Here is a 15768-nt window from a genome sequence, read left to right as displayed (position 1 = left end):
CACCGCGGCGGTGTTATTGGCCGTGGTCCTACGGAAGCTGGTGCAGCGCTTCGGGTGGCCGCAGATCGACATGCTCGCTGTCCTGATCGGCACCGCATTGATCGCGTATCTGGCGGGTTGGTCGGTGCCGGGCTCGAACGGACGTACCGCCGTCGCGGTGGCCGCGAAGATCCCTCGCAGCCTGCCCACCGCCCACGTCCCCGAGGTGCAGGCCGACTGGCTGCCGCACCTGTCGACGGGCGCGCTGGCCATCGCCTTCGTCGGCATCATCGAGGCGCTCTCGATCGCCAAAGCCATTGCCTATCAGACCAACCAGCAGATCGACTACAACCGGCAGATCATGGCCGAAGGTCTGGCCAACCTCGCCGGCGGCTTCTTCCAAAGCCTGCCGGGCTCGGGCTCGCTGTCGCGCTCGGCCATCAATTTCCAGTCCGGCGCCCGTACGCGGTTCTCCGGAATCGTCTCGGCTGCAACGGTGGCCGCGGCGCTGCTGTTGTTCGCACCGCTGCTCCGGTATGTCCCGCAGGCGGCGCTAGCTGGGTTGCTGCTGGTGACTGCCGCGCGGCTGGTCGACTTCAGGCGCTTGGTCTACACGCTCAAGGCGTCGAAGTACGACGCCGGGTTGGTCATCATCACCGCGCTCACCGGCGTGGCGCTCGATCTGGACAAGTCGGTGCTGCTCGGTGTGGTGCTCTCCATCCTGCTGTTCGTCCCGCGCGCGGCGAAGCTGAAGGCGAGGGAGCTCATCGTCACACCCGAACGCGTTGTGCGCGAGCGCATCCCGGGTGACCCGACGGACCAATCGATTGTCATCTACGACCTGGAGGGAGAGTTGTTCTTCGGGGCCGCGCCGGAACTGGACCGCTACCTGTCCGCGATCAGCCGGCGGGTCGCCGACTACGGCATCACGTTCGTGCTGCTGCGGCTAAAGCGGGTGCGGCATCCCGATGTCGTCTGCATCGAACGCATCGAGCATTTCCTGCGCGACCAGAGCGCGCGCGGGGTGACCATTCTGCTGGCCGGGGTGCGCCCGGACACACTCGGCGTGTTACAAAATGTCGGATTCCAAAGTTGGTTCCCCGCCGAGCAGATCTTCCCCGAGGAGGACGAGGAATTCTCGGCGACGCTCAAGGCGGTGCGCTACGCACACAACAAGCTGGCCGCGCTGAACCTGAAGGCGCCCTTCACAACTGCGCCCCAACTCACCCGGCACCCGGAGCTGTACTACCTGGTCTGAGGCCGGCGGGTTCAGCCGCCGGCGGTCACCCGGGCTCGCTCGGTCATCGAGGCGATCACGCCGCCGTCACTGAGAATGTCGGTGCCGGTGAGGTAGCCGGCCTTGGCGCTGGCGCAGAACGCGAGTAGCTCGGCCATCTCCTCGGGCTTGCCCCACCGCGGTACCGCGGCGTTGGAGACCATCGCGCCCGCGCCCGCCGGCTCCTCGAGCCTGCCCATCTCGGTGTCGATCGACCCCGGCGAAACCGAGACGATGCGCAGCCCGCGCCCGTTGAACCTCTCCGCCTGCGATTGGCTGTACCACTTCACGAAGCTCTTGCTGACCGCGTAGGCAAGGCCGGAGCGCCCCTCCTCGGGAACGATGTTGCACGTCGTCATCACGGCGTCCAGGAAGGCGTCGGCCTCGGTCAGCGCGAGCGGAAATTGGTCCACCGGAACCATTTCCGCGGGCAACATGTGGGCCGCCATCGACGCCACGTTGACGATCACGGCGCCCTCGCCGGCCGCGGCGTAAAACGCCTCGTTGACGTTGAGCGTGCCGAGCGCGTTGGTCCGCATGACGTAGTCGGCGGGGCCCATGCTCGGGCTGACGCCCGCGGTGTGGATGACCGAGGCGAGCGTCCCGAAACCTGTCGCCGTTTCGAGCAAGCCGGCGACCGCGGCCCGGTCGGTGACGTCACAGTCGACGGCCGTGGAGGCCATCCCGAGCTCTTCCAGCGCTGCGACCGCCGCCTTGAGCCGGTCCCGCCTGACGTCGCAGAGGACCAGGGCATGGTCGCGGCCAACGATCCTGGCGGTGGCCAGACCCATACCGCCTGCGCCGCCGGTGATCACCGAAACCCGGTTCATACGGTGCACCGTATACGGTCGGCGATGGCCGGAAGTTAGGGCTCCGGCACCGGATGGTGGGGGTGACCGCTGTGCCGGATGGCCGTCGCGAAGAACGGGGCCCGCAGGGTGGCGGCCAGGTGCCGGCGGTAGCGGATCATCGCGGCCACGGCCACCACGGTGTAAACGGCGCAGAGCAGCAGCCGGCCATGCGTCGAGGCGATCGGGAATTGCACGACGAACAAGCCCAGCAGCGTGCACGCCGCGGCGCGGTGGAATCGCAGCGCCAACAGCAGCGCCACGCCCATCATGGTCTGAGTCGCCGTGAGAAGTACTTCCTCCACCTGGCGCGGGTCGAGATCCAGGGTGAATCCGCCGCCGCCCAGCAGGTGGGCGATGGGCAGCGACCCGATCAGCAGTGTCCACTGGTTGACCTTGGAGGAGATCAGGGTGGCGATGGCCGCCGTGCCCTTGCCACGGGCGGCGAAGATGGTGGCGACGATGAACTCGGGGGCCTCGGAGGCCAGCGGGGCGAGCCACTGGACCAGCAGGAACCGGTCGATGCCCAGCTCGGTGCCCGCGGCCACCAGGTTGTCGGCGAACGGCTTGGCGCACAGCAGAATCACCGCGCCGGACACCAGAAAGAGTCCGACGACGACGATGCGCCTCCCGCGATCGGGGATCTCCCCGAGGGCGGCGGCGGTCCCGATCAGATCGGGCTCCTCGACGTCGCCGTGGCTGATCTTGTACAGGTAGAACCCGAACCACGCCAGCAGCGCCAGCCCGAGGCCGAAATGGATCTGGCCGCTCGCCGGGATGACGAAGGCGATGACACCGGCGATCAGCAGGAACCCCAGTTCGACGCGATTGGTGGGCTGCAGCGCCAAACCGGTGGCTTTCTTCGCGCCGGCCCTGCGCGCCACGACGATGCTGACCAACACCACGACGGGCCAACCAAGACCCATCAGCAACCGGTTCGATCCCGTCATGTTGGCCGCGGCGTATTGCGTGTATTCGGCGTTGTGGCCGGAGACATACGCGTAGTACAGGTCGACCGCGTATTCGGGTAGCACCGCGATCAGCGCCAGGATCGCCGTCGCCAGCCCGCCGGAGACATCGATCTGCGCGGTCTCCGCGGCCCAGGCCAGCAAGAAGCTCGCCGAGACGACCGCGGCCCCGTAGATCAGCAGGGCCACGACCGGGTCGGGGTGCAGTCCGACGATGCGGACGATCACGGCGGGGGCGACGAACGCCGCGGTGACCAATCCCGAACGAGTCAGGGTGAGACGCCGAGACCGTTCTGCCGCCGCGGTCACGACCGCGGGCCTGTCGGTGGCGAGCATCGTCATCCTTCGGTCGGGCGGGAGGGGCGACCGGAGCGGCTACTTCCGGGTGATCAGCCGTGTCTAACGCTCTCCTAAACTACCCGCCAAGGAAGCGGCCAGCAACGTCGTCGATCGAACGGGTGCTGACGCGCGGCAAGCAATCTTTGCTGGCCAGCAGCGTGATAGTGGAAAAGTTAGGTCGCCCTGATTTCGAAGTTTGGCAAACCCTTGTGGACGGGAATGCGCCCCCGCGCAGTACGACGGCCCGCGAGCGGGGGAGATCGCCAGCAGTTGTCTGGGCCCATGGCCGTCGCCGCGGCGGGTGCGAACAGTTCGACGGCCTGGTTGCGGATTAGCGAGGCCACCAGCCGCTCGGCGGCGCGCATCACGTCGCCGACCGTCAGGGTCAGCCCGTTGCCCAGATTCGGCCGGCACGTTGGACAGCGCCGACATGCCGACACCGGTGCGCCACATCATGGACCAGTTGCGCGTCGAGTTCACCACCACCGGCTCCCTCTCCGACGACAACTTGGGCCCGGCAGTGCGATGATCGGCCATGGGAAAAGATCAGGGCATCAACCGGTGGGAGTTGGTCACCTGCGCGATCGCGGGGCACGCCACCTATGCGCCCGACGAGGACGAACTCGCCGCTCGGCTGAGCGGCACCACCGGGCTTGGCGAAGTGTGGCGCTGCCTGCGTTGCGGTGAATTCACCGTCGGCGCGCCGCGCGGGCGCGGACACGCTGACGATGCACCGATGATCATGCGTGGCAAGGCTTTACGCCAAGCAATCATCATCCGGGCGCTCGCGGTGGAACGCTTGTTCCGCGCGGTGGTGATCGCGCTCGCCGCATACGCGGTGTGGAAGTTCCGCGGCGCACGGGGAGCCATCCAGGACACCCTCGACCGCGATCTGCCGATCTTTCGCGCCGCGGGGTTCAAGGTCGACCAAATGACCATCGTGCACGAACTCGAAAAGGCGCTGGCCGCCAAGCCCTCCACGCTGGCCCTGCTGACCCTGATGCTGGCCGCCTACGCGCTGCTGGAGGTGGTGGAAGGTGTCGGCCTCTGGCTGCTGAAGCGGTGGGGTGAGTACTTTGCGGTGATCGCCACGTCGGTGTTTCTGCCGCTGGAGATTCACGACCTGACCAAGGGCATCACGATGACCCGTGTGGTCACCTTCACCATCAACGTGGCCGCCGTGCTCTACCTGCTCTTCTCGAAGCGCCTGTTCGGCTTGCGTGGCGGACGCGAAGCGTACGACCGGGAACGACGCGGCGAGCAGCTGCTCGATGTCGAGAAGGCCGCGGCCAAAACCTGAGGTCCGGGGCCCCCGCGGCTGGTAAGAACTAAAGCGATGGGCGTTTATGCGGTCACCGGGTCGGCGTCCGGGATGGGCCACGCGACCGCGCAGCGGCTCAAGGCCGACGGGCACACCGTGATCGGCGTCGACATCGAAGACGCCGACGTCGTCGCCGACTTGTCGACGCCAGACGGACGTAAGCACGCGGCCGACGGCGTCCTCGCGGCATCGGGCGGCAAACTCGACGGTGCGGTGCTTGCCGCCGGCCTGGGGCCCAGCCCCGGGCGAGAGCGGTTACGGCAGATCGGCGAGGTCAACTTCTTCGGCGTCGTCGAGCCGCTGGTCGCCTGGCGACCGGCGCTGGTGGCGACCGAGCGCGCGAAAGTGGTGGTGGTGGCGAGTAACTCGGCGACGACGGTGCCCCTCGTCCCGCGCCGTGCGGTGCGGGCATTCCTCGCGCATGACTCCGACAAGGCCCTGCGGTCGGTACGACCGTACGGTCCGGCCGCACCGACGATGATGTACGCGGCATCGAAGATCGCCCTGGGCCGTTGGGTGCGGCGGCACGCGGTGCTGCCGGAATGGGCGGGCGCGGGCGTGCGCCTCAACGCGCTGGCGCCCGGGGCCGTCATGACGCCGTTGCTGCAGGAACAGCTTGCGATTCCCCGGCAGGCCAAGGCCGTCCGGTCCTTCCCCGTGCCGCTCGGTGGGTTCGGCGAGGCCCGGCATATGGCCGAGTGGATATCTTTCATGCTGTCCGATTCCGCCGAATTCCTTTGCGGCAGTGTCCTATTCGTAGATGGCGGGACCGACGCGTACTTCCGCGCCGACGATTGGCCCAAACCGCCACCGGTGCGCGGGCTGCCGGCCTACCTGCTCAAGTTCAGACGCTCGGGCAATGTGTGACAGCGCGCTCACGCAACGGAAGGTGTGCGCAGGGCCACAATGCGGCTTTTCGTGGCGTTTACCCCAGCGCGGCGCGCTCGTAAAGCGGCCCCGGTGCAATGCAATGAATCGGCGCACAGGCCGAACAGACGAAGGATCGAAACCGTGGCGGCACTGCCCTCCTGGATCAGCCAGAGCCCTGCCCATCTCGGGGTCGTCACGCCGATCAAGGCGCGCGCCGGTTACGCATTGCATGTGGTGCTGAGAAGCCGGATGCATCGCGCACGCGCCAATGTGACGCTGATGCCGCGGGGCGCGGAGCGCTGCTGAGGCCCGGCCGCGCGCACGACTAGTGGAACCACGCTGTGGCGAGGGGTTGTTCGCCCAGCGGCTGGCCAGGGTGCCGCGCAACGTCATCGTCATCGACGCCGACCGAACCGCGGTCCACCGGGCGGTGAATCGATTGCCGTCAACGGTCGTGCGGCTGGCCCGCTTCGACGCCTTCGCCGCGGACCCGCGCTCCGCTGACCTCATCACGTTCGTGGCGAAACTTCATCATCTGCCGTTGCGCGAGACGTAGCGGCGAGCGTGCGAAATGCTCAGGTCCGCAGGCGAAATCGCCGTCATCGGCCGCTCGGCCCAAAAGACCATCGCCGGCATGCCCGTCGCCTACTGCGGCGAAACGGCTGCGCCTGTTGCGCGCTCGCGTTCCCTCCGACGCGCCCGCGAAGCGCGCAGATTGGCGGCGTTGCCGCACGTCTTGACGTCGTGCCAAACCCCACTGTTGTTCCTGGAGCGGTCGTAGAACGTCGACCCGCAATGGTGGTTGTGGCACCGCTTGACACGGCGCCAGGTGTCGGCGTGCTGGCTGAGCAGAATCTCAGCCCACAGCGCCGAGGCCAGCCAGCGCCATCCGGCGCCGCTGGGCTCTAGCCGCACCTCCCCGGCGGGGGAGACGACCAGGGCCGCGGGCACGGCGCTTCGTGCGCCCGTCGCCCCGCCGGAGACCAGTGCATCGATGTTGTCCCGCAACGAGCGCAGCTTGGTCAGGTCCGCGTCGTCGAGGTGCGGGGGCGCCAGTTCCTCGCCGCGGGCGGCCGACCAGTTGCGCACCGCGCCCGCCACCCAGTCACGGGCGAGCGCGGGGTCGGCGAGCAGGTCGGGGCCGTATCGCGCGATCGCCCGCGTGTTGAGGAAATCCTGGACCAGCCCCAGGCCACCTGGCGCCGGGGTGATGCCGTACCGCTGTGACGCAGCCCATGGAATAGACATACCTAAAAGCTACTTGACTATGTCGCCACCGGCAACTACGGTGACAGAAGCAAAATACTTTTACCTACGTCAGGAGTGCTCATCATGGTCAACATCAAGGGGTCGACGGTCGTGGTTACCGGCGGACAGCGCGGGCTCGGCAAGGCCATTGTGGACGAGCTGTTGGATCGGGGGGCGGCCAAGGTCTACGCCACGGCGCGGGCGCCCAAGCCGAGTGCGGATCCCCGGGTGGTCAGTGCCGAGTTGGACGTGACTGACGCGGACTCCGTTGCGGCACTGGCGACGTCGGCGTCGGACGCCGAGATCGTCATCAACAATGCGGGTGTTCTCGGCGCGGCGAAGCTGCTCGACAGCGACATCGAGGAAGTGCGCGCGGTGTTCGAGACCAACTACTTCGGTGCGCTGCGCGTTGCCAAGGCCTTCGCGCCGATCCTGGCCGCCAACGGGGGTGGCGCGCTCGTCGACGTCGCGTCCATCCTGTCCTGGATGCCTGGCGCCGGCGGGTATGGGGACTCCAAGGCGGCGCTGTGGGCGACCACGAATTCGCTGCGGATCGAACTCGAAAAGCAGGGCACGCTGGTGGTCGCCGCGCATCTCAGCTTCACCGACACCGAGATGGCCTCCGGCTTCGACGCGCCCAAGAACGATCCACGTCAGGTGGCGCGCGCGATCATCGACGGTATCGAGGGGGGCGACCCCGAGGTGCTGGCCGACGACGACACCCGCTACGTCAAGGCGGCGCTGTCCGGGCCGGTCGAGGCGCTGCCGCGGATGCCGTAGGCATGAGGGTCTGCCCGAAGGCAGGTCCCCGTCTTAAGACGGTGGGTCAACCAGGCCCTTGCGGATGGCCTCGCCCAAAAATGGGCTTGCTGCACTTCGGGCAGACCACCGGGTTGCCCCGGCATTCACTACGGTCGCACCCCGCCCGTCGGTGGCTCGACGGTCGAAGGTCCCCAACGCTTCGGCCGAAGGTCACATTCACCCCGCGGGGGCGTTGACGCCCGACGTGTTTGGATAGCGATATGTCCGACATGCAAATCGAAGGCATCGTGAGCGCCACGCGCGTCATCGCGGCCAACGCGGCGCGGATCTTCGAACTGATCGCCGATCCGGCTCGCCAGCCGAGCTGGGACGGCAACAACAACCTCGCCTCGTCGGCCCCGGGCCAACGAGTCCGTGCGGTCGGGGACGTGTTCACCACGAAGCTCACCAACGGCGCCGTGCGGGAAAACCACGTCGTGGAATTCGTGGAAGGCAGCAAGATCGCTTGGTGCCCGGCCGAACCGAGGAAGCAGCCGCCCGGCCACCTGTGGCGCTGGGAGCTCAGCCCGGTGAACGCCGAACTCACCAGCGTGACCCACACCTACGACTGGACGGCGCTGACCGACACCAGCCGCCTCGAGCGCGCTCGCGCGACGACGCCGGAGATGTTGCGCGAGTCGATGGACCGGCTCGCCACCGTCGCGCAAAACCCGGACTCCTGAGGGGCAAGGCTGATGGCGGCCGCCCCGGTGAAACCGGGGCCCACTCAGCCGTTCTTGCCGCGCACCCACTGGACAGTGCCGTAGTTCTTCACCCGCACGCTGACGAAACCCTGGCCCTCCAGGATGTCGCCGATCTCGTCGTCGTCGAACACATGCGCCCCGACGTTCGGCAGCTTCTGGAACAGCCGGGCGGCCGGACCCACGGTGGGCACCATCACGGCCAGCCGGCCGCCAGGTCGCAGCACTCGCGCCATCTCGCCGAGCGCGGCCGCCGGATCGGGAATCAGCTGCAACACGGCCGTCGAGATGACCGCGTCGACCGTGTCGTCGCGCAGCGGAAGTCGTTGGGCGTCAGCCCGGATGAAGCCGACTTGCGGTCCCGCTTCGTTGCGGACGGCGCGCGCGAGCATGGGCTCGGAGATGTCGACCCCCAGGCCGAACCCGTCCGGGCCGGCCGCGCGTGCCAGTGACGCGGTTACGTTGCCCGGGCCCGAACCAACGTCGAGTGCGGTGCCACCCGGCGCGATATCCAACCACTCGAGGGGTGTCTGCCACGCGCTGATCAGCCGGCGCGACAGGGCTTGAGCGTTGTCGTAGAGCATCGACCCGATCGGTGATGCCCACGCCGCCTGGATCGGGCCGGTGTTCTTCGCGACGCCGTCGCCCCCGTCGGATCCACTGCCGAGCAGATCGAGGTAACCCTTGCTCACATCGGGCTCGGCCGGCGGATCGGCCAGCAGTTCCAGTGCGCGGCGCAGCGCGGGGGGCAATGAGACATGCACGTCGGTCATGCGTCCTCCTTCGGCCAAACATCAAGCCGTAGAACGGAATCGGGGTACCAGGCCGCCTGAAGAAGGGGCTCTCTGGCGGGCCATTGCACCGCCATCACGCAGCCTACCCCGGGCCGCGCTTGGTCACCGCCCTGGCGGTCGCGTGCTCGCGCACCAGGGAATACAGCCGCCACTGGCCCGGCACGCCCTTGAGCGCGGACTCGCCGCGGTCGTCGAAGCGGTGGCGCGATCCGGTGACGATGTCACGCAGCGTGGAGGACACCAGCACCTCGCCGGCCCCGGCGAGGGCGGCGACCCGCGCGCCGATGTGCACGGCCATGCCGGCGACGTCATTGCCACGCACCTCGACTTCGCCCGCGTGAATGCCCACCCGCACCTCGATGCCCAACACTCGGACCGCCTCGACGATGGCGTCGGCGCAGGCGATCGCGGCGCTCGGGCTGCTGAACGTCGCGACGAATCCGTCACCGGCGGTGTTGACTTCGCGCCCGGCGAATCGCTGCAGCTCGTGACGCACGAGGTTGTCGTGGTTGTCCAGCAGGTCGCGCCAACGGTGGTCGCCGAGCAACGCGGCCCGCTCGGTCGAGCCGACGATGTCGGTGAACACGATCGTGGTGAGCAGGCGTTCGGCGTCGGAACTGCTGCGCACGCCGGTGATGAACTCCTCGATCTCGTCGAGCATGGGCGCGGTATCACCGACCCAGTACAGGGTGTCCCCGCCGGGGCACTCGACGAGGCGCGCCCCGGGGATGTGCTCGGCCAGATAGTGCGCGTGCTCGATGGGGCTGAAGTCGGGGTTGTCTCGGTGCAGGATCAGGGTCGGCACGGCGATGCGGGGGAGCCGGTCGCGGACGTCGCCCTCCCTGACCTTGTTGATGAACGCGCGGGCCATGCTGGGCGACGCGGCCCGGTTGCCGGCCATGTCCCACCACGCGCGAAACGCGTCGTCATCCGCCACGGAGGGGGCGATGATGCCGAGCATGTCGAAGCCCTGCTCGACGGCGTCCGGCTCCATCCCGACCGTCGTGAATTGGTCGGCGTCCACGAGTTCGGCGCCGATGGGGTAGTCGGGGCCCCGCAGCGTTCGCGCCGCGCCGTTGGCTATCACCAGGCTGGTCACCCGCTCGGGATGGTCGGCCGCCAGCACGATCCCGGCCAGCGACGTGAAGCCGGGGGCGAAGATGGTCGCCCGCTCGCATCCCACCGCGTTCATGACCGCGATCGCGTCCTGCGCCCACGATTCCGGGCCGAGCATGTCTGACGGGACCCGCGACGACAGGCCGATGCCGCGCTGATCGAACCGGATCACCCGGCAGAACGACGCGAGCCGGCGATGAAAGCGGTACATCGACGGCTCGAGGTCGACGCAGTCGATCGGGATCAGTGGGCCCGGCAGCACGAGCAGGTCGATCGGGCCATCGCCGAAGACCTGGTAGGCGATGTCGATCTCGCCGCAAGTGGCGTACCGGGTCCGCGGAGCCGCGGAACTCCCAGCCACGGATCCAGGCTAGTGCAGGTCACCGACGCGCCGGAACCGTTCAGCGGCGGATGATCGGCACCAGGTAGCGGGCGGCGTAATCGCGAACGGCGGCGGGGTCCGACGTGTCGAGGCGGTCGGTGGGAAACACGATGATGCCGAGTGCGACGCGCAGCAGGATGTCGGCGATGTTGGCCAGGTCGCGGTCGGCGATGTCCGCCCCGCAGCGGCGCAGGGTGTGCGCGATTCCGTCGGCGAACTGCCCGATGGGGAAGGCCTGCGATCGGGAGAACAGGCCGAGCAGCTCGGGTTCGCTGTCGGCGATCCGGGAGTAAAGCGGTGAGTCGTGGACCAGGCGAACCCCGAGCGCGAACGCCTCGACGACGGCCTGGCCCGGGTCGCAGCCGGCGGTGGCCCGGTCCAGCGTTGTGAAAAACGACTCGGCCTCGCGCCGCACGACGTGCCCGAAGAGGTCGTCCTTGGTGGGGAAGCGCCGGTAAACGGTGCTGCGGCTGACGCCGGCGCGGGCGGCGACGTCTTCGATGTTGGCCCGGCGCACGCCGTAGGTCTCGAAGACGGTGCGGGCGGTATCCAGGATGGCGCGGTCGAGCTCGTCGCTTTCGGCGAGATTGCCGTCATGGCTGCGGTTCTGCATGGAATAACGACCCCCACGGCGATCTCGACCATTTGACACAAAGATACGCATTTGTTTCTCTGGTTCACAACGGGTGAGCGCGGAGGCAAGGAGTCGGGATGACGGTGCAGCGGGCGGAACGGGATTTCGACGCCGGGGTTCGCCAGGCCGTGCCCATGCCTGTCGACGATGCCGGCGAGGTGCAGCGGCTCGGTCCCGATTCGTTGACCTGGAAGTTCTACGGGGACAACCGCACCCAATTCTTCGGGTTTCAGCGCACCGCCGGTGTCGAGAACTGCATCGAACAGCTCGCCCAGGGTGTGCTCGACCATTCGGTGATCTTCAGCGACATGCTGGGTCGGGCCAAGCGGACCGCGCCGCCGCTGATGAAGACCGTGTACTCCGACGAACCGCGCGAGTGGGGGCGCAAGGTGCGCGACTTCCACACGACGATCAAGGGGACCATCAGCGACGGCTCGCGGTACCACGCGCTGAATCCCGAGCTGTTCTACTGGGCGCACGCCACCTTCGTCGACCAGGTCATCTACACCACTGACACGTTCATCCGCCGGCTGTCGCACGCGGAGAAGGAACAGATCTTCGATGAGGGCAAGGTGTGGTACGGCCTCTACGGGGTCAGCGACCGCGGCCAGCCGCAGACCTACGACGACTTCGTCGCCTACTGGGACGAGATGCTCGAGCGGTTCGTCCCGCACAAGACCGTCCTGTATGGGACCGGCTACATCCGCAAGGGGATTCCGGGCCCGCGCTGGATTCCGCGGCCGGCGTGGCAGGTGCTGTCAGCGCCGCTGAACGCCTACACCCGCCTGGTCTTGGTGGGAACCCTGCCGCCGCAGATGCGCAAGGTCTGTCAGCTGGAGTGGAATGCGAAGAAAGAGAAGCGATTCCAGCGGTTCGCGGCCGTCATGCGCGCGCTCAACCCGGTGATCAACCGGCTGCCTGTCGGGCTGATCTACACCCCGTGGGCGGCTACCGCGTGGCGGCGGTCGGGCGTCGACCCGCGCCGGTTGCACAACCGCGCCTCCCAGCATGACGGCCGGCGAGAACACCCCGCTGTTGGTGAAGACGATGTTGGTGCCCAGGTACGCCGAGGGCGCGCGCTGTAGCTCGGTGGTCGTGGTGATCGTCGCGTAACGGGAGTCCAATCGGCTGCGCTGGAACGGCAGGAACTCACCCATGTGGCCCAGGATCAGCGTTGCCCCGGGGTACCGGTCGAAGAGCCCGCTGAACAGGATGCGTAACGCGTGTCCGCTCACCTCGGCCGCCCAGCTCCAGGTTGCGCCGTAGAGTTCCGGGCGGCCGTCGATGACCCGCCAGCGATCGGCCGGCGGGGCGCCGGGGTGCAGATAGAGCGGCACGCCCAGGGATTCCACGGCGGACCACAGCTCCCGAATCGCGCCTGCTCGCGGGCCTGTTGGGCGTCCAGGTCGATCTGCAAGCCGGGAGCTGTCAGCGAAAGAACCTGGATGTCGATGCCGGCGTCATCCATCTCTGGGAGCCGGTATTGGGTGAAGTCGGCCAGCCGGGCCGCGTAGCGCGCACCGATTTCCGGACGCATGAGTTGCATCAGCCGTTGGTGTGCCGGCCGCAGATCGGTCAGCTCGGGAACGAAGAAGGCCTCTTCCAGCGCGATGTAGCGCATCGGTGTCTCGCTCTCGTGGTCGGGGACCGGCGTGTCGGGGTGTGCAGCTCCCCTGCGTCACAGATTAAAGGCACACCGCCTTCGGTGTCGGCGCCCGGTTGGCCGCCAAGGTGAACAGCGGGTGCACGACGCCGAAACTCCCTGCGAAGTAACCCAATACGGAGGCGGGCGCTTGGTGATCGGGTGCGGATGGGCGAGGATCTCTTGACATGGCCGATGTCGATTTCTCGTTGCTGGACGTTCCGCGCTCGGAACCGATCGAGGACTCGGAGGCCTATCTGCGCGCGGCGCTGGCCTGGCACTTCGGGAAGGACACCGGTTCCGCATTCTGGTTGCGAACCGCTACGACGCTGGACTTCGACCCCTTGACCGACGTCAAGACGTTCACCGATCTACGACTGTTTCCCAACCTCGTTAACGAGTTGCGCAGTGTGCCGGTGGAAGACCTCATCCCGCGCGGCTACGGACGGCGGCCGCCGGTACCGCAGATATTCGAGTCCGGCGGTACCACGGGCGCACCGAAAAGGACTGTGCAGCTTCCGGATTGGGTCGCGCAGGTGGTGCGATGGCAGACCGACGACTTCGCCACCGGCGGGTTCCGGCGGGGCCAGGGCTTCTTGTGTCTGATGCCCAGCGGTCCGCACGGGGTGGGTTATTTCTCGCGGCTGGTCGCCGAGCGTCTGGGCGCGGTCTTTCACGGCACCGACATCGACCCCCGCTGGGTCAAGAAGATCGCCGCCCGCGGCCTGGCCTCCGAGGTGGCCGCCTACGTCGATCACGTCGTCGAGCAGGCCCTGTTCGTGTTGCGGACACAGAATGTCGCGAACCTGCACACCACCCCGCCATTGCTCGAGGCCATGGCCCGCGACGACCGGGTGGTCGATCTGCTGAACGCCAAGATCCGCTACCTGTTGCTCAGTGGCGCGCACGTGGACGCCGACACCCTCGACGTGCTTCGCGACCTTCTCCCGGCGACGAGGATCACCATGGCGTTCGGCAGCACAATGGTGCTCTCCCAGGCGGTTACCCGTGCCGACGGCGATGCGTTCGTATTCTACCCGCGGACACCGTATGTGGTGTTCTGGGTGGTCGATCCCGACACGGGTGAGCGGGTGCCGTACGGGAAGACCGGTCAGGTGGTGATGAACCACGTCAGCAAGGGCATGTTCATCCCGAACAACCTGGAGCGCGACCTGGCGGTCAGGATGCCCGGGCCGGCCGCCGAGCTCAGCGACTCCGTCAGTGCGGTGCGGCCGGTCTCGACCTTCGAGGGCGAGGCCGTCATCGAGGGGGTGTACTGAACATGGCGGCCGAACGAACCGGTGTTGCAGCCGATTTGGTGGCAATCGATGCGCTCGGCCCCGACGGTGAGTACCGCACGCGCCGCCGCGAGGTCATCACCAGCACGGCCGGCGCCGCGGTTGCCGAGTTGAGCCTCGTGCCGCCGCTTTATGTCGCGCGCACCCTGGCCGCCCAACGCAACGTGAACCCGCTCCCCGTCGGGCGGCGCGTGGCGGCGCTGTCGGACGCCGCCGAGGTCTTCACGGGGGAGGTCATCGCCGGCCTGGACTTCGAGGCGTATGTCGGCCTGGCGAGCCGGATCTCGGGCCTGCCGATCGCGGTCACCCGCGCCGGGGCGTGGGGCGTTGCCGACGCCGTGGGTGGCGCGTTCGACGCGGTCCGCGCGGCCCGGCCGGTGGGGGCGGCGCTGGATTGGCGCGAGGAATCCCTCCGCCGCGGCGGCGCGGTGTGGGCTCGGCGGGGGGAGGTGTTCGCGGTGCACGCAGCCGGAAACGGTCCCGGCGTGCACGGCCTGTGGCCGCAGGCACTGGCGCTTGGCTATCGCGTCGCGGTACGTCCGTCGCGCCGCGAGCCGCTGACCGCGCACCGGCTGGTGCATGCCTTGCGGCAGGCGGGTCTTCGCCCCGAGGACGTCGTCTACCTACCGACCGATCACGCCGGCGCCGACGAGATCATCCGGTCGGCGGACCTGGCGATGGTGTACGGGGGCCAGGACGTGGTGGACAAGTACGCCGCTCACCCGGAAGTGATCGTCAACGGGCCGGGCCGCGCCAAGATCCTGATCACGGCGGATCGGGATTGGCGCGACCACCTCGACGTCATCGTCGACTCGATCGCCAACCTCGGCGGCATGGCGTGTGTCAACACCACCGCCGTGCTGTGTGAGGGCGATCCCGCCCCGCTGGCCGCCGCCGCGATCGCCCGGCGGCTGGCGAGGATCGAGCCGCTCCCCACGGACGATGAACGGGCGATCCTGCCCACCCAGCCCCTCGACCAGGCCCGGGCACTGGCGGATTACCTGGCGGCCAAGGCCGCCGGCTCGACCCCGGTGCTCGGCGCCGATCAGGTGGTGACCGACCTCGGCGACGGTTACGCCGCGCTGCGCCCGGCGGTCCATCTGTTGGCCGGCCCCGTCGCGGACACGCTCAACGTCGAGCTGCCCTTCCCCTGTGTCTGGGTCTCACCGTGGTCGCGCGACGTCGGGGTGGCTCCGTTGCGGCGGTCGTTGGTCGTCACCGCCATCACGGGTGACCAGGGCCTAGTCGACGAGCTGCTCGCCGAACCGACCATCGCCAACGTGTACCTCGGCCCGCACCCGACGTGGTACACGGCGCCCGGCATCCCGCACGACGGCTTCTTGGCGGACGTTCTGATGCGCAACAAGGGGTTCGTCGCGGACAGCCCCTGACGCGAACCGGCTCAGGCCGCGCACTCATCGCTCAGCTGCCGAAGCCACCTCTACTCGAGACCGTCGAGGCGCCACTGGTACCGGCGTCGAGGTGGCTGGAGGCGAAGGCGACGCCTTTGTCGATCATGGCGCCGTCGTCGGCGTAGGTGTTGTGGGCGGC

General features: G+C 68.2%; 15 protein-coding genes and 4 pseudogenes. 11 read left to right on the top strand and 8 right to left on the bottom strand.

Translation table 11 applies throughout. The features are described 5' to 3' along the window. Positions 1–1237: SulP family inorganic anion transporter (locus A5695_RS10490; RefSeq protein ID WP_068080725.1), on the top strand; the 1237-nt coding region annotated here is incomplete at its 5' end. An 11-nt stretch (positions 1238–1248) separates the two neighbouring features. Here the strand turns inward: A5695_RS10490 and A5695_RS10485 are convergent. Both A5695_RS10485 and A5695_RS10480 read right to left on the bottom strand, forming a co-directional pair. Next, a complete protein-coding gene (locus A5695_RS10485) occupies positions 1249–2085 on the bottom strand; it encodes an SDR family oxidoreductase (protein WP_082945986.1) in 837 nt (278 codons plus the stop codon). Between the two features lie 35 nt (positions 2086–2120). Then, a complete protein-coding gene (locus A5695_RS10480) occupies positions 2121–3413 on the bottom strand; it encodes a sodium:proton exchanger (protein ID WP_068080714.1) in 1293 nt (430 codons plus the stop codon). Positions 3414–3816: 403 nt separating this feature from the next. On the opposite strand from A5695_RS10480, the pseudogene A5695_RS30220 reads away from it, so the two are divergent. From A5695_RS30220 to A5695_RS10460, 5 genes and pseudogenes are all read left to right on the top strand, one after another. After that, positions 3817–3924: pseudogene (locus A5695_RS30220) on the top strand (transcriptional regulator); the annotation flags it as partial. A gap of 21 nt (positions 3925–3945) precedes the next feature. Next, complete coding sequence (locus A5695_RS10470) at positions 3946–4710, top strand: DUF2127 domain-containing protein (protein ID WP_068080706.1); 765 nt, start codon at positions 3946–3948, stop codon at positions 4708–4710. 36 nt (positions 4711–4746) lie between these two features. Further along, positions 4747–5598 carry an SDR family oxidoreductase gene (locus tag A5695_RS10465; protein WP_068080703.1) on the top strand — a complete coding sequence of 284 codons (852 nt, stop codon included), beginning with the start codon at positions 4747–4749 and terminating at the stop codon, positions 5596–5598. Between the two features lie 144 nt (positions 5599–5742). Next, positions 5743–5907 carry a hypothetical protein gene (locus A5695_RS28995; RefSeq protein ID WP_197515448.1) on the top strand — a complete coding sequence of 55 codons (165 nt, stop codon included), beginning with the start codon at positions 5743–5745 and terminating at the stop codon, positions 5905–5907. Positions 5908–5929: 22 nt separating this feature from the next. Beyond that, positions 5930–6157: a methyltransferase domain-containing protein gene (locus A5695_RS10460; RefSeq protein ID WP_068080700.1), complete on the top strand. Its 228-nt coding sequence runs from the start codon at positions 5930–5932 to the stop codon at positions 6155–6157. Between the two features lie 89 nt (positions 6158–6246). On the opposite strand, the gene A5695_RS10455 is transcribed toward A5695_RS10460, so the two are convergent. Then, entirely contained in the window at positions 6247–6786 is a 540-nt protein-coding gene (locus A5695_RS10455) for a CGNR zinc finger domain-containing protein (RefSeq protein ID WP_082945987.1), read from the bottom strand. Positions 6787–6933: 147 nt separating this feature from the next. Between A5695_RS10455 and A5695_RS10450 the strand changes: the two genes are divergently transcribed. Next, positions 6934–7629: an SDR family oxidoreductase gene (locus tag A5695_RS10450; protein ID WP_068080720.1), complete on the top strand. Its 696-nt coding sequence runs from the start codon at positions 6934–6936 to the stop codon at positions 7627–7629. Positions 7630–7871: 242 nt separating this feature from the next. Continuing rightward, on the top strand, positions 7872–8333 hold the full coding sequence (locus A5695_RS10445; RefSeq protein WP_068080695.1) for an SRPBCC family protein: 462 nt from the start codon (positions 7872–7874) through the stop codon (positions 8331–8333). 44 nt (positions 8334–8377) lie between these two features. On the opposite strand, the gene A5695_RS10440 is transcribed toward A5695_RS10445, so the two are convergent. The 3 genes from A5695_RS10440 to A5695_RS10430 form a co-directional block, all read right to left on the bottom strand. After that, on the bottom strand, positions 8378–9124 hold the full coding sequence (locus tag A5695_RS10440; protein WP_068080692.1) for a methyltransferase domain-containing protein: 747 nt from the start codon (positions 9122–9124) through the stop codon (positions 8378–8380). A 103-nt stretch (positions 9125–9227) separates the two neighbouring features. Further along, complete coding sequence (locus tag A5695_RS10435; RefSeq protein ID WP_068080689.1) at positions 9228–10622, bottom strand: adenylate/guanylate cyclase domain-containing protein; 1395 nt, start codon at positions 10620–10622, stop codon at positions 9228–9230. 40 nt (positions 10623–10662) lie between these two features. Continuing rightward, a complete protein-coding gene (locus A5695_RS10430; protein WP_068080686.1) occupies positions 10663–11256 on the bottom strand; it encodes a TetR/AcrR family transcriptional regulator in 594 nt (197 codons plus the stop codon). Positions 11257–11354: 98 nt separating this feature from the next. Here A5695_RS10430 and A5695_RS10425 point away from each other — a divergent pair. Continuing rightward, positions 11355–12281: pseudogene (locus A5695_RS10425) on the top strand (oxygenase MpaB family protein); the annotation flags it as partial. 177 nt (positions 12282–12458) lie between these two features. Here the strand turns inward: A5695_RS10425 and A5695_RS30215 are convergent. Next, positions 12459–12629, bottom strand: a pseudogene (locus A5695_RS30215) (amidohydrolase); the annotation flags it as partial. 478 nt (positions 12630–13107) lie between these two features. On the opposite strand from A5695_RS30215, the gene A5695_RS10415 reads away from it, so the two are divergent. Together A5695_RS10415 and A5695_RS10410 are read left to right on the top strand one after the other, a co-directional pair. Next, on the top strand, positions 13108–14199 hold the full coding sequence (locus tag A5695_RS10415; protein WP_068080679.1) for an AMP-binding protein: 1092 nt from the start codon (positions 13108–13110) through the stop codon (positions 14197–14199). Between the two features lie 35 nt (positions 14200–14234). Continuing rightward, positions 14235–15608: an aldehyde dehydrogenase family protein gene (locus A5695_RS10410; protein ID WP_068080717.1), complete on the top strand. Its 1374-nt coding sequence runs from the start codon at positions 14235–14237 to the stop codon at positions 15606–15608. A 31-nt stretch (positions 15609–15639) separates the two neighbouring features. On the opposite strand, the pseudogene A5695_RS10405 reads toward A5695_RS10410, so the two are convergent. Then, positions 15640–15768, bottom strand: a pseudogene (locus A5695_RS10405) (cutinase family protein); the annotation flags it as partial.

Source organism: Mycobacterium sp. E1747 (genome assembly GCF_001667775.1).
In the GTDB taxonomy this organism is placed as follows: Bacteria; Actinomycetota; Actinomycetes; order Mycobacteriales; family Mycobacteriaceae; genus Mycobacterium.
The sequence above is the reverse complement of the archived record's forward strand: the minus strand, read 5'-3'. Positions and strand labels throughout refer to the sequence as shown.